15 protein-coding genes are annotated in these 14,008 nt (G+C 56.5%); 5 read left to right on the top strand and 10 right to left on the bottom strand.

The features are described from left to right. The 6 genes from metA to guaA all read right to left on the bottom strand — a co-directional run bounded on the left by metA (position 1) and on the right by guaA (position 5,545). Complete coding sequence (gene metA / locus K3757_RS09585; RefSeq protein WP_259995050.1) at positions 1-918, bottom strand: homoserine O-succinyltransferase; 918 nt, start codon at positions 916-918, stop codon at positions 1-3. A 79-nt stretch (positions 919-997) separates the two neighbouring features. After that, on the bottom strand, positions 998-1,846 hold the full coding sequence (locus K3757_RS09580; protein WP_259995048.1) for an ATPase: 849 nt from the start codon (positions 1,844-1,846) through the stop codon (positions 998-1,000). A gap of 30 nt (positions 1,847-1,876) precedes the next feature. Beyond that, positions 1,877-2,785, bottom strand: coding sequence for a DMT family transporter (locus tag K3757_RS09575; RefSeq protein WP_259995047.1), 909 nt, complete (start codon positions 2,783-2,785; stop codon positions 1,877-1,879). Between the two features lie 55 nt (positions 2,786-2,840). Then, positions 2,841-3,704 (bottom strand): DMT family transporter, encoded by an 864-nt coding sequence (locus tag K3757_RS09570; RefSeq protein ID WP_259995045.1) that lies wholly within the window; start codon positions 3,702-3,704, stop codon positions 2,841-2,843. Then, positions 3,705-3,986, bottom strand: a complete 282-nt coding sequence (locus K3757_RS09565; RefSeq protein WP_259995043.1) for a putative quinol monooxygenase — start codon at positions 3,984-3,986, stop codon at positions 3,705-3,707. Beyond that, on the bottom strand, positions 3,983-5,545 hold the full coding sequence (gene guaA, locus K3757_RS09560; protein ID WP_259995040.1) for a glutamine-hydrolyzing GMP synthase: 1,563 nt from the start codon (positions 5,543-5,545) through the stop codon (positions 3,983-3,985). Before guaA ends, K3757_RS09565 begins: the two co-directional genes overlap by 4 nt. Positions 5,546-5,754: 209 nt before the next feature. On the opposite strand from guaA, the gene K3757_RS09555 reads away from it, so the two are divergent. After that, complete coding sequence (locus K3757_RS09555; protein WP_259995037.1) at positions 5,755-7,293, top strand: trimethylamine methyltransferase family protein; 1,539 nt, start codon at positions 5,755-5,757, stop codon at positions 7,291-7,293. Here the strand turns inward: K3757_RS09555 and K3757_RS09550 are convergent, their stop codons facing one another. Continuing rightward, the gene (locus K3757_RS09550) at positions 7,294-7,596 is read right to left on the bottom strand and encodes a DUF6477 family protein (RefSeq protein ID WP_259995034.1); all 303 of its coding nucleotides are present in this window, start codon (positions 7,594-7,596) and stop codon (positions 7,294-7,296) included. It abuts the gene before it with no gap. A 234-nt stretch (positions 7,597-7,830) separates the two neighbouring features. Between K3757_RS09550 and K3757_RS09545 the strand changes: the two genes are divergently transcribed. Beyond that, entirely contained in the window at positions 7,831-8,955 is a 1,125-nt protein-coding gene (locus tag K3757_RS09545; RefSeq protein WP_311201724.1) for a DUF6456 domain-containing protein, read from the top strand. A gap of 137 nt (positions 8,956-9,092) precedes the next feature. Further along, entirely contained in the window at positions 9,093-10,046 is a 954-nt protein-coding gene (gene lipA, locus K3757_RS09540) for a lipoyl synthase (RefSeq protein WP_259995032.1), read from the top strand. A 67-nt stretch (positions 10,047-10,113) separates the two neighbouring features. Here lipA and K3757_RS09535 read toward each other — a convergent pair whose 3' ends face one another. Together K3757_RS09535 and hpt are read right to left on the bottom strand one after the other, a co-directional pair. Beyond that, positions 10,114-10,290 carry a hypothetical protein gene (locus K3757_RS09535; RefSeq protein WP_259995029.1) on the bottom strand — a complete coding sequence of 59 codons (177 nt, stop codon included), beginning with the start codon at positions 10,288-10,290 and terminating at the stop codon, positions 10,114-10,116. Continuing rightward, entirely contained in the window at positions 10,290-10,835 is a 546-nt protein-coding gene (gene hpt / locus K3757_RS09530; protein ID WP_259995027.1) for a hypoxanthine phosphoribosyltransferase, read from the bottom strand. Before hpt ends, K3757_RS09535 begins: the two co-directional genes overlap by 1 nt. A gap of 68 nt (positions 10,836-10,903) precedes the next feature. On the opposite strand from hpt, the gene K3757_RS09525 reads away from it, so the two are divergent. Both K3757_RS09525 and K3757_RS09520 read left to right on the top strand, forming a co-directional pair. After that, complete coding sequence (locus tag K3757_RS09525; RefSeq protein ID WP_259995024.1) at positions 10,904-11,347, top strand: type II toxin-antitoxin system RatA family toxin; 444 nt, start codon at positions 10,904-10,906, stop codon at positions 11,345-11,347. 20 nt (positions 11,348-11,367) lie between these two features. Next, positions 11,368-12,645, top strand: a complete 1,278-nt coding sequence (locus K3757_RS09520; protein ID WP_259995021.1) for an MmgE/PrpD family protein — start codon at positions 11,368-11,370, stop codon at positions 12,643-12,645. A 99-nt stretch (positions 12,646-12,744) separates the two neighbouring features. Here the strand turns inward: K3757_RS09520 and K3757_RS09515 are convergent, their stop codons facing one another. Further along, positions 12,745-13,926 carry an ammonium transporter gene (locus K3757_RS09515; protein WP_259995019.1) on the bottom strand — a complete coding sequence of 394 codons (1,182 nt, stop codon included), beginning with the start codon at positions 13,924-13,926 and terminating at the stop codon, positions 12,745-12,747. Positions 13,927-14,008 lie beyond the last annotated feature (82 nt).

Raw genomic sequence — 14,008 nt, 5'->3', positions numbered from 1 at the left:
TTAAAGGCCGATTTTTTCAATATCATAGGGCGTTGACTGATAGATTTCCTGTATCCAGTTGCCGAAAAGCAAATGCGCATGGCTGCGCCAGCGGTTGACCGGGGGCAAACTGGGGTCATCGTTGGTGTAGTAATTGACGGGCACATTGATGGGCGTGCCTGCTTCGATATCGCGGTCGTACTCTTGCTTTAGTGTGTCACGGTCGTATTCAAAGTGATTGAAGATGTAGATAGCGCGGTGTTCGGGGTCTTCCACCAATGCGGGGCCAACTTCGTCACTGCCCAAAAGCGTCTTCAACGATGGGTGGCTGTCCACCTCGTTCTGGCGGATCTCGGTCCAGCGTGAGACAGGGATCACACAATCGTCGGAAAACCCGTTGAGATAGGGCGAGGCCGGCGCAAGGTTCTGGTGCCGAAAGCAGCCAAACGCTTTTGCATCAAGGATGTGTTTTTTCACGCCGTGAAAGTGATTGATCATCGCCATCGCACCCCAGCAGACGCCGAAGGTGGACTGAACATTGGTCTGGGTCCAATCCATTACGCGCTCAAGCTCTGAGTAGTAATCCACGTCCTGAAATTCTAGATGCTCGATCGGGGCGCCTGTGATGATCAGGCCGTCGAACTTTTCATCCCAGACTTCGGAGACAGGGCGATAAAAGCTCTCCATATGTTCGGCGGCTGTGTTGCGCGTCTGGTGATCGGTCATGCGCAGCAGCGACAGCTCAATCTGGAGCGGCGTCGCACCGATCAGTCGCGCAAACTGGTTCTCTGTCTGGATTTTCTTGGGCATCAGGTTCAACAACGCGATGCGCAGAGGCCGAATGTCCTGCAGTGCAGCTTGATCTTCGTCCATGACACTTACGCCCTCACGGGTCAAAACTTCGTAGGCGGGCAGGGCAGCAGGAATTTTGATGGGCATGTGTCAGTACTTTTTATCAGTCGGGCATTACAAGTAGAGCCGGAGGCCCACAGTCTCAAGGGGCCGCACGGGATCGTGTCTAAAGCTTGGAGGCGATCAGCGCATCAAAGTCATCAGAATTTGTGACCGCGTGCATTTCCTCGGCCGTGACGGTGATGCCGTGACGCGCCATCGCTTCATAGCGCGGCTGGCGGTGCGCCAGAGCCTGCGCGTAGGTCCATCGAATGAAGGCGTCCGGATCAACATCTTCTTCTTTAATATTGTTTTTGCTTAGATATTCGTCCCAAACCCGCGCAAGGAAGTCAGGATGATACGCCATAGGTTTCGGCGCACGGTCAAACCGCCGGATCAGTTCTTGGGAATGGGCGTCATCGCCCTTGATCCAGATGAGCAGACATATTTCCGAAAGCTTGTCCAAAAGTGGGTCTGCGTCATTTTCCGGATCAATCCATTCGCAGATAGAGCCTCCGGTGTCGCAGATAAAGTTTGGGTAGCCATATAGGTTCTGCGCGCGGGCCATGAAGGCCTCGGTGTCCATCAGTGCCGCGATTTCCGCCTCGCGAAACTGGCTTTGGCGTGTGGTATATTCGGCCATTGGCAATCCGCCTTTTGCCGGATTACCCGGCTTGCCCAAATAAGCCGACACAGCGCTCAGGTCATGGTCATGTATATTGGGTTCCAGATACATAGCATCCGCACGCAGCATTTCCGCCAGAAACGGCTCTCGCATGGCGTGCGCAATCAGATTATCCTTGATGTGCCGGTGCATACCGGAGGTGCCGATACGGTAATCAATTGAATAATGGAACCAGCCACCTTGTTGTACCAGTGTCTTGGAAACGTGGGTTTTGCCCAAGCCGGACATGCCGAAAAACAGGACGGATTTATGCGCAGCTGTGCGCCAGCTTTTTGCATCGGGATAGAGCATGGGTGCCTCCGGGCTGGTATTGCCCTTTCCCTAGCGTGCGCGGTGCAGCCGGTCAATCAGGCGACCGTCGATGATCACCAGACCAAGCGCCAGCAAAGCAAAGCCCTTATAGGCATTGGGGGATAAGGTTTCGCCCAGAACCAGCGCACCAAGAAGGATCGCGACGGGCGCAACCAACAATGTGACCAGCATCAGGTTGCCGCTTCCAGCGAGAGACAGGACCTTATAATATAACAGATAGGCCAATGCCGTAGCGCAGATCGCATAATAGGCGATGGCAGCTATGGTGCGCGGTTGAAGGTCCAACCGGATTGGACCGTCCACAATCCATGCGAGTGGAATCATCATGAGGGCTGACGCCGTGAGCATGCCGGCGGCGGCCACCTGTGGCTCCAGCCCGGACAAGCGCTTGCGCGCCCAAACGCCTGCAAGGGCATAGGATAGTGTACCCGCAAGTACCGCCAGCTGTGCCAGAGACGTGATATCAAAATCTCGCAGGTTTTGCAGGCCGATGGCTGTGGTCACACCGGCAAAGCCAACAGCAATCCCCACGGCTTTACGGGGTGAGAGCCGTTCATCACTCAGGAATATCGCAGCGACCAGCACGCCGAACACGGCAGTCGTGGCATTGAAGATCGAGGTGAGGCCAGAGGGGATATATAGCTGCCCCCATGCCATAAGGCTGAAGGGTATGACGTTGTTCAACAACCCCATGCCCAAAAATCCGATCCAGATGTGGGGCCCGCGTGGCAAGGGCAGTTTTCGGACCAGCACGTAGACCCATAGGACAAGCGTCGCCCAGCCCACGCGGTGTGCCACGGCCGTTAACGGCGGGACTTCGTCCAAGGCGATGCGGATCGACAGGAAAGAAGCGCCCCAAATCAGGGCAAGGAGGGTCAGAAGCCCCCAGCTTTGTGTAGATATTGTGCGTTCATTCATCGCTATGACCTAGCCCATCGGGCGCAACGTGACGATCCGGATGATGCGCAATAGCTCAAGAGGTCTTGCGGGTCTCGTTCCAGATGTTGAGGTAATTGGCGGCGAAGATCAAACCGGCCCCTACAAATACCCACAGCTCCAGTGGCTCTGAATAAAGGATCATTGCAACGATCGCGATCACTGGCAGGCGCGCAAAATCGATGGGCACGACAACCGTGGCCGGCGCAATCGAAAGGGCCGTGGTCAGGCAAAAGTGCGCCAACAGGCCCGCACATCCGACGAGAAACAGATAGGGTAGGGTTTGTGCGGTCGGTAGCGCGATATCCCCGTCAAACCCTGCTGTGATCAGGCCAAAGAGCAACTGGATCGTTGTGAGGAAAAACAGGATCGAGGTGATCGAATTGCTTCGCGTTAGACGTTTTGTCAGCAGAATGGTTAAAGCGAAGAACACCGCCGCTGCGGCTGCATAAAACAGGGCAAACTGGAACGTATCGGGATTGGGCCGCGTCACAATGAGAATGCCGATAAAGCCCAACACTGCCGAAATGCTGCGGATGCGCGTCAGCTTTTCACCAAGAATCAACGGCGCAAGGATGACCACCCAAAGCGGGGAAGTGAACTCCAACGCAAAAACCTGCGCCAACGGGACAACCGCGACCGCGTAGAACCACAGGTTCTGGCCGGTAAAGTGAAACAGGTTGCGCAGAAAATGCTGTTTGTAATGGTCAAAGCGGATTTCGTGCCAGCGGTTGCCCCAAGCAGTCAGCGCCAGAACAATAATCGTGCCAACAAGGCTCCGGTAGAGCATGATTTCGAAGGTATCGTAGTCGCTGGAAAGTTCACGGCCCGCCACCGCCATAAAGGAGAAAGAGCCGATGGCACCCGTCATCCAAAGCGCAGCTTTGAGCACCACGTTCACCTACATACCCTCGATCTTATAGGCGCGGGCAATGCCCTTTGTTCGGGCGGCCCAGTCTGAACCTGCCGTGCGGGCCTGATGCTCCTCGAAAGCGGCTGCATCGACAAACCGCTCTGACACGGACCAAACCATCGGATCATCAGTCGACAAGACATCGAAAGAAATGCAGCCCGCTTCGGCACGGGTCAGGGCAATATGTTCAGGCAAAGACGCCCGTACCTGCACTGCTTCTTCTTCGCAGGTGCAGGTAAGCGTTCCAGTCAAAGTGACTTCGCCACTCATTCCCATTCAATGGTGCCTGGAGGCTTTGATGTGATGTCATATGTGACACGGTTGATACCGGGTACTTCGTTGATGATACGGGTTGCCGTTTCACCAAGGAATTCATGGCTGAAGGGATAGTAGTCCGCTGTCATGCCATCTACGGAAGTAACGGCACGAAGCGCGCAGGCAAAATCATAGGTACGACCGTCACCCATAACACCGACCGTACGGACGGGCAGAATGGCGCAAAAAGCCTGCCAGATGTCATCATAAAGCCCGTGCTTGCGAATCTGGTCGATATAAACGGCGTCGGCTTCGCGCAGGATATCCAGCTTTTCGCGGGTGATTTCACCGGGGCAGCGGATCGCAAGGCCAGGACCAGGGAAGGGATGGCGCCCGATAAAGCTGACGGGGAGGCCCAGCTCTCGGCCCAGGACACGGACTTCATCCTTGAAAAGTTCGCGCAGCGGCTCGACCAGCTTCAACCCCATCTTTTCGGGCAAGCCGCCAACATTGTGGTGGCTTTTGATCGTGACAGAAGGCCCGCCAGAAAACGAAACCGATTCGATTACGTCTGGATAGAGTGTGCCCTGTGCCAGAAACTTTGCGCCATCAATTTCATTGGCGTATTTCTGGAAGACATCAATAAACAGACGACCGATAATCTTGCGCTTGGTTTCAGGGTCGGACTGGCCCTCAAGCTCTCCCAAGAACAGTTCGCGTTCATCGGCGTAGATGACTTTGAGGTTCATGTTGTCGCGGAACATGGTCACGACTTCTTCGGCCTCGTTCTTGCGCAGCAGGCCATGGTCGACAAAAACACACGTCAGCTGGTCGCCGACAGCTTCGTGGATCAAGGCCGCGGCCACAGACGAATCAACGCCGCCGGAAAGGCCGCAAATCACATGGCTGTCGCCAATTTGTTCGCGCAGCTTGGCGATAGCTTCTTCGCGGTAGGCACCCATTGTCCAGTCACCGGTGAACCCTGCGATGCGCACAAAATTCTCATAGAATTTCAGGCCGTTGGGCGTGTGGTGGACTTCTGGGTGGAACTGAACAGCATAGAATTTGCGGCTGGTGTCAGCGGTGATCGCAAACGGTGCGTTGGGCGAGGTTCCGAATACCTCAAAGCCCGGCGCGATGCGGCTGACGTGATCGCCATGGCTCATCCAGACTTGTTCGCGATCGGTCAGGAACCACCCTTCAAGAAGCTCCGTGCTGGCATCCGTAGGCTTGACATATGCGCGGCCGAATTCTTTGGTGCCGTGGCCTGTTTCGACCTTGCCACCAAGCATCTCCATCATGACCTGCTGGCCGTAACAAATACCCAGAATTGGCACGTCCATTTCGAACACGGTCGAAGGTGGGCGGGGTGAGTTTTCATCTATCACCGAGGCCGGACCGCCAGACAGGATAATGGCCTTTGGCGCAAAGGCCTCCAGGAAGGCATCATCAACCGTATTGAACGGGTGGATTTCGCAATAGACGTTCAGTTCGCGCAAGCGGCGGGCAATCAGCTGGGTCACCTGGCTGCCGAAGTCTATGATAAGGAGGCGGTCGTGGGAATGTTGTGTCATGCGCCCTGATTAGGCGCGCAGGCGGATGCTGGCAAGGTGATTTGAACCGCATTGCGCCCCACATATCCCGCGGCACGTCTGTCGGCACGGATATTTGGCATTTCTGAGGGGCTATATGTCGCTTTTCTACCAACACCGCCGCAATCTGCTTTGGAATTGGCGAAGATTGGGAGTATTCCGAGGCCAACATTCAGATATGGGGACTAAACATGGCAGAAGCAGCACGGCGCACGCGTGGCGGTGGAGGGGCAGCGCGACGCGCAGAACGCTCGGCCGTTTCATTCGAGACCGCAAAATATATTGAGCGCAACATCCCCAACTTCGAAATCCTGAACGAGGAAGCGCTGGAAATCATCGAGCGCAACGCGGAAACGATTCTCGAAGAGATCGGCGTGAACTTTCCAGACAACCCGCGCGCATTGGATCGCTGGCGCAATGCCGGTGCCGACGTGCAAGGAGACCGCGTCCGGATTCCGCGCGGTCTGGCACGCGAGCTGATCAAGACGGCGCCATCCTCCTACACACAGCACGCCCGGAACCCCGAGCGCAATGTCGTCGTGGGCGGCAAGAACCTTGTTCTCGCCCCGGTCTACGGCCCTCCATTCGTCCGCGATGCCGTAGGCGGGCGCCGCTATGCGACGATGGATGACTTTCGCAAATTCGTGAAGCTTGGATATATGTCCAAATGGCTGCACCATTCTGGCGGCACTGTATGCGAGCCTACCGATGTGCCCGTTAACAAGCGCCACCTTGATATGCTGCACGCCCACATGACGTTGAGCGATAAGCCGTTTATGGGATCGGTCACAGAGCCAAGCCGCGCGCAGGATTCTGTCGACATGTGCGGCGTTTTGTTTGGTAAGGATTTTGTTCAACAGAACACAGTCATGACGTCGCTGATCAACATCAACTCTCCTATGACGTTTGATGACGTTATGATGGGCGCGCTTGAAGTTTATGCGCAGAACAATCAGGCTTGCATTATCTCTCCGTTTATTGTTGGCGGCGCTATGGCACCTGTGTCTGTTGCAGGCACGCTGACGCAGGTTCTGGCCGAGAGTCTGGCTGGGCTGGCCTATAGCCAGTTGATCAAACCGGGTGCGCCGGTGATCATGGGGGCGTTTGTTACCTCGATCGACATGAACTCAGGCGCGCCAACATTCGGTACCCCCGAAGCGGCACATATCACCTATGGCGCGGGTCAGCTGGCACGCCGTCTGAATCTGCCGTACCGATCCGCAGGATCTTTCTGCGGCTCGAAGCTGCCGGATGCGCAGGCAGCCTATGAGACGTCAAACAGCCTGAACATGGGCTTGTTGGCAGGTGTGAACTTTATGTTGCATGCCTGCGGCTGGCTTGAAGGCGGACTGGTGTCCTCCTTTGAGAAATTCGTGATGGACGCCGATCAACTGGGAACGCTGCATCATCTGGCGCAGGGAATCTCAATGGACGAGAACGCCCAAGCTATGGACGCGATCCGCGAAGTAGGTCCGGGTGGTCACTATCTTGGGTGTGAGCACACACAATCGAACTTCAAGAAAGCGTTCTGGAAGTCCGATCTGCTTGATTACAAACCCTTCGAGACATGGGAAGACGAGGGCGGCCGCGACACGCAGGCGCTCGCGAGCCTTCGTGTCGAAAAGATGCTGAACGACTATCAGCAGCCAGCCCTTGATCCGGCTATTGCAGAGGCATTGGACGCCTTTGTGGCCGACCGCAAAGCGGCCGAGCCTGACAGCTTTATGTGATCAAACCATCTGCGGGCCTGCTTGGACGGCCCGCAGATCTTGCGCCTCTCCGACGATGGCGATCAGAACATCCACATGACGTGTGAGGCTGTAACCGGTGTCCTGAACAATGCGCTGTGTCTCAAGCTCTGCCTCGATGCCGACCAGCCGCATCAATGCGTCCCCGTGACGGGGCAGTATACCGTATCCCAACAGACGCGGCAGGTGCCCTTCGCGGCGATATTGCTGGGCACCGATACGCGCTGCACGCATCAGCAGACGTGGCCGGTGAAGGGACGCGAGCAGGTTGTGGATATCTTTCATTGTTTCTGTCTCCTCAGGTGAATGAGCATGGAATATTCCGGCTCAGCTGGGGACAGTATCCACTACCTATGCGGGTGTTGCGGTCAGGATCGTAACAGCGTTCGCTCACTTTATGATTGTTTATGATTTGTAAACAATGCTGTTTCACACAGGCTTTTTTAACCAATAGGTAACCAAATCATCCATAGGTTGTATTTACCTGTTGTTAATAACGCTGAGAGGGGACACTCAGACATGGGGCACATGGTATTGGAAATTGAACAAATCGAACATCAGGCAAAGCTCGTTGGGGGCAAGGTACCCGGTTGGGTTCCGCGTTCTGTACAAAACTATATCGATCATACAGAGATGGGCGTACCTATCCGTGCGTTGGCGCGCCAACAGGGGTGTCATGCTTCAACAATCCTGCGTCAGATCAGACGGGTAGAGACGTTACGTGACGATCCGTTGGTGGACGGCGTGCTGAAAACGCTCGGCGGAACCGCAGAGGCAAAGCCGCCTACGCCTGCGCGACCACACCGGGATTTGCGCATGGTCGAAACGACCGAGAACCCCGGTTCTGGCTTGCCGGATGTCGCCGAGCTTTGTGCGCATGGATTACGGGTGCTGCGTCGGCTGTGTGAAACCGGGGCCGTTCTGGCGGTTGCGGCTGATATGGAAAAAGCTGTCATCGTCAGAGACGGCGAAAGCGGCGAAAATACACGTACTGGCGTTGTGGACCGCACGATCGCGGAAGCGATGGCGCTGAAAGGCTGGATTTCCACAAATAATAATGGCCGGATCACCCGCTATCACATAACGGCATCGGGGCGCAGTGCGTTGGCAGATCTGATGGCCCGCGACGAAAGTGCGCAAGCGGCGGGCACAGCAGCAAACATCGACGCGGATACTTCTGGCAAGTCTCCGCAGCGTATGCGTTATGGTTTGGCGGAAAGTCCACTGTCGGCGCTGGCGCGTCGTCGGGACCGTGAAGGAACGCGGTTTCTGAGCTCTGACCTGGTCCACGCAGGTGAACGCCTGCGCGAAGATTTCGAACTGGCGCAAATGGGGGCAGAGCTGACCCGCAATTGGGAGGGGTTTCTGACGTCCTTGCGTAGTGATCCTCCGCCAGCGCCGAAGCGGGGCGGGCGGGGCAGCCAACAGGCCCATGCCCGGGTGATTGCAGCGCTTAGGGATCTGGGGCCGGGCCTGTCAGATATAACGCTGCGCTGCTGTTGTTTCCTTGAAGGGCTTGAAACCGCAGAGAAAGTTTTAGGATGGTCTGCGCGTTCAGGCAAGATTGTGCTGCGCATTGCCCTGATGCGTCTGAAACAACACTACGCCGAAACCGCGGGCGGCGGCGCACCGCTGATCGGGTAGACGGAGTCAAAAAGGCAGCCGCCGACAATACGTTGGCATCTGCCTTTTCTTGGCTCGCATATCGGCAATGCGTCTGGACAGGGTTTTGTTTTACTTGCGATGTGCTAGATAACACCTAGCCATCACACGAGGTTTCTATGCGTGATCTGAAGATTCCCGAAGTGCGTCACCCTGAAAAGGCACGCCGCCCAGACAATCCCCAGCCCAAAAAGCCCGACTGGATTCGCGTGCGCGCGCCCGGCGGCAAAGGCTATCAGGATACCGCCCGTATCATGCGGGAGAATAAGCTTGTGACAGTCTGCGAAGAAGCGGGCTGTCCCAATGTCGGTGAATGTTGGTCTCAGGGCCATGCGACAATGATGATCATGGGCGAAGTCTGTACGCGCGCCTGTACCTTCTGCAACATTGCCACCGGTAAACCGCCAGAGGCACTGGATGCGTTCGAGCCGGGTCGTGTGGCTGATGCGGTTGCAAAACTGGGGTTGAACCACGTGGTCATCACGTCTGTTGACCGTGATGATGTCGAAGATGGCGGGGCTGAGCATTTTGCCCAGACCATTCGTGCCGTCCGCCACCGTGCGCCGAATACGACAATCGAAATCCTGACACCCGACTTTATCAAATGCGGCCCAGAAGCCCTTGAAAAAGTTGTGGAAGCGCGCCCTGACGTGTTCAATCATAATCTTGAAACCGTACCCGGACTTTATCCCGAAGTACGCCCCGGCGCGCGCTATTTCCATTCGCTGCGCCTGCTACAACGGGTTAAGGAATTGGACCCGTCCATGTTCACCAAATCGGGGATCATGGTTGGTTTGGGGGAAGACCGTCAGGCTGTCATGCAGGTGATGGAGGACATGCGTGCTGCCGACATCGATTTCCTGACAATCGGCCAGTACTTGCAACCAACACCCAAGCACCACCGCGTTGATCGCTTTGTGCACCCTGATGAATTCGCAGCCTATGAAAAAGCAGCCTACGGCAAGGGTTTCCTGATGGTCTCCGCGACACCGCTGACACGGTCCAGCTATCACGCCGGTGACGATTTTGCGCGCCTGCGCGCGGCACGCAACAAAAAGCTGGGCATCGCCTGAATATTAGGGTCACGGTGAACAGGATCGGTTCTGTTCACCGTTGGCTTTGGCATCGTCAACCAACAGGTCAGAACCGTCGGGGTATGCGTTCCGCCTTGGCCCAGTCCGGCCAAAGGCCGAAATGCTCCAAACCCACAATGATCAGCGCCAGCGCCACAGCAGCAAAAACGAGTTTCACGCGCTTTAGCGAAGGGGGGTTTTGCGCCCAACGTTTGGCGCGCATTAATTGGCGGGGATCAAGCATCAGGTCTCATCAGTAAACCGGACCTTGCCGATAAAGGGCAGGTTTCGGTTACGTTGGGCAAAGTCGATGCCATATCCAACGACAAATTCGTCCGGAATCTCGAAGCCGGTGTAATCGGCCCGCAGATCCACCTCGCGGCGGGAGGGCTTATCCAGTAGCGCGACTGTTTTCAGCTTTGCGGGTTTGCGGGCCCGCAACATGCCCGTGACATGAAATAGGGTATGGCCCGTGTCGACGATATCTTCGACCAACAGCACATCGCGTCCTTCAATCCCGCCACGCAAGTCCTTGAGAATGCGAACTTCTCGTGTGCTTTCCATGCCGTTCCCATAGCTTGATGCTTCGAGGAAATCGACCTCGATCGGCAAATCCAGTTCGCGGACCAGATCGGCGATGAAGACAAAGGAGCCGCGCAGGAGACCAACCACAACCAGTTTGTCAGTGTCGGCGAATTCTTCCTGGATTTCTCGGCACAGCTCCTCGATCCGCGCAGCAATGGATTTGGCCGAGATCATCTCGTCTATGACATAAGGACGCGTTGGCATGACCACCTCTTGATTGTGTCGCCGCATGGGCTTTGATAGAGCGCTACGCAAACAGACGCAGGAAATCAATGCCCACCCACGCCGAGACCCGAATACTGCCCTACAGTGCCCAGCAGATGTATGATCTTGTGGCCGACGTGGCGAATTACCCCAAGTTCCTGCCTTGGACCGCCGCTGCGCGGATCAAATCGGTAGAGGATAAGGGCGATCACAGCGTCATGGACGCCGATCTGGTAATTTCGTTCAAGGTTTTCCGCGAGCGGTTTACCAGCCGCGTCGTCTTGTGGCCCGAGCGTAAACATATCGACACTGAATACCTTGATGGCCCCTTCAAATATATGAAATCCAACTGGTCCTTCTCTGACGTAGAGGGGGGATGCGAGGTGTCATTCTTTGTAGATTTCGAATTTCGCAATGCAATCTTGCAAAAGATTATCGGCGTTGTTTTCAACGAAGCGATGCAACGGGTGGTCAAAGCGTTTGAGAAGCGCGCTGAAGCGCTTTATGGCTGATCCCGTCAGGGGAGGACGCCATGGGTATTACTGAACTACTTGTCAAATTTGCGGGGGCAGACGTGGCCGAAGAGGCTGCCGCAATGATGCGTCTGTCGCTGTTTGACTGGGCCGCTTGTGGAATCGCCGGAGCGCGCGAGCAGGAGTTCGCGGGGTTCCGTCGTGCGCAAATGACGGAAGAAGGCCCCGCGCATATCTTTGGCGGAGACGGAGCGGGCGCGGCGACAGCGGCTCTTGTGAACGGCACGCTCAGCCATGCGCTGGATTACGACGACACCCATTTCGCCCACATCGGCCACCCGTCTGTGGCGGTGCTGCCTGCGGTCATGGCGCTGGCAGAAACGCTGGATATTTCGCTAACCGATGCGGTGGATGCTGCGACAATCGGGGTGGAGGCATCTGTGCTGACCGGTATCTGGCTTGGCCGCAGTCATTATCAGATAGGGTATCACCAGACGGCCACAGCAGGTGCGTTTGGGGCCACACTGGCGGCGGCGCGGCTGCTGGGTCTCGATAAACAACAGACACGTCATGCACTGGGGCTATGTTCCAGCATGGCGTCGGGGATCAAGGCGCAATTCGGAACGATGGCCAAACCGCTTAATGCAGGGCTGGCAGCACGTACTGGTGTTGAGGCCGCGCTGTGGGCGCAGGCGGGGATGACGGCGGCGCAGGACGGTCTTGCCGGCCCTCTGGGTTTCACAGAGACGCACCACGGTGAGGGTGTCGACGTCAAGCTGCCCCGCAAGGAGTGGCAAATCAGCACAATCAGTCACAAGTTCCATGCATGCTGTCACGGGCTGCACGCCATGCTTGAGGCCCTGAGTGGCGCGAATGTCGAGGCGGAGCGCATTGCCGGAATTAAGATACGCACCCACCCGCGCTGGATGAGCGTGTGCAACATCGCCCAGCCCAAGACGGGTCTCGAAGTGAAATTCAGCTACGCCCACACTGCCGCGATGACATTGCTGGGTCATGCCACAGGCTCTATTGCGAATTTCAATGATGAAACAGCACGCGACGCGGGTATCTGCGCGCTGCGCGACAGGATTGAAGTGTCTGAAGATGACGCACTGACCGAGACTCAGTCCCAAGTGACACTGACACTTGTATCAGGCGAAGTGCGTCGCTTGCGTCACGATCTAATGGCTCCCATGACGTTGGAAGAGCGTAGCGTGAAACTGCGCACAAAGGTCGATGCATTGCTCGGAGAGCCCGCCAGCGAAACGTTGTGGCAAGCTGTTATCGGATCGGATCTGGATGCCGTCACGGCCTGCTTTGAGGGCGTTCCGGTTTAAAAAGAGCGCAGCGTTCTGGGCCGCATGTCTCGGAAACAGGTGGAAACCAGAAAGGGCGGCCCAGTGGGACCGCCCTTTCGTTTTTAGGCAAACTTGAGATCAGCTGGTGATGTCGTAGGCACGCTCACCGTGGACAGCCAGATCAAGGCCGTTCACCTCTGTCTCGGCATCGACCCGCAGCGGTGTAATCGCGCGGCAGACAAGGATCAGCCCAACGGTCACAACAGTTGTGTAGATGCCGACAATGGCAAGCGATCCAAGCTGTGCCAGCCAAGTGCCCTGACCAAGTGCCGCGATCATGATTGTGCCAAAGATGCCGCCAATGCCGTGTACCGCCATGACATCAAGCGTGTCGTCGATCTTGGCCTTGTTACGGATCAGAACGACTGCTTCCTGACACAGGATACCTGCGATTGACCCGATCAGCAGGGCCGCCCAGGGACCCACAAAGCCGGAGGCCGGCGTGATGGAGGCAAGGCCCGCAATCGTGCCAGTGACGATTCCAACCAGTGATGCTTTTCCGAATTTGATCCGTTCCCACAAGGCCCAGCTCAGTGAGGCAGCTGCAGCAGAGATATGGGTGACAGTGATCGCCATTGCAGCCCCGCCATCGGCCGCCAGCTGTGATCCGCCGTTGAAGCCGAACCAGCCAACCCACAACATTGCGGCGCCGATCATGACCAAGCCGGGGCTGTGGGGCGGTGTGTGCTGGTTTTTGCGCGCACCGAGGAAAACAGCAAGGATCAGCGCCGCCAGACCGGCTGTTTCATGCACCACAATACCGCCCGCGAAATCACGCACACCGGTTTCGCCAAAGATGCCACCATCGGCCAGCATGCCGCCGCCCCAAACCCAATGCACAACAGGCGCATAGCACAGCAGCATCCAAAGCCCCGAGAACAGCATCACAAAACCAAAGCCGATCCGCTCAACATAGGCACCCACGATCAAAGCAGGTGTGATGATTGCGAAAGTCATCTGGAAAGCAAAGAAAAGAACCTCGGGCAGGGTGCCTGACAGGCTCTCTGCGGTGACGCCGTTCAGACCGATCTTGCCCAAGCCGCCCCAGAGCCCTGTGCCACCTTCGCCAAACGCGATCGAATATCCGAAGAGAAACCACAACACGCTCATCAAACAGGCAATGGCATAGCAGTGCATGAATACACTGAGTACATTTCGGGCGCGGACCAGGCCGCCGTAAAACAGGGCAAGCCCCGGTAGTGTCATCAACAGCACCAGGGCTGTTGCAGTCATAATCCATGCGGTATCTGCGGCGTTCATTTGGTCAGTGTCCCCCTGAAAGAATTGCTTTGCAGGGGACAAAGCCGAAGCGCCCTGTAAGGAGAAGCTAAAATGCAGGCGC

The organism is Sulfitobacter sp. S223 (assembly GCF_025143825.1).
Classification (GTDB): domain Bacteria; phylum Pseudomonadota; class Alphaproteobacteria; order Rhodobacterales; family Rhodobacteraceae; genus Sulfitobacter.
Note: the sequence above shows the minus strand (reverse complement) of the source record. Positions and strands in the feature narration are given on the sequence as shown.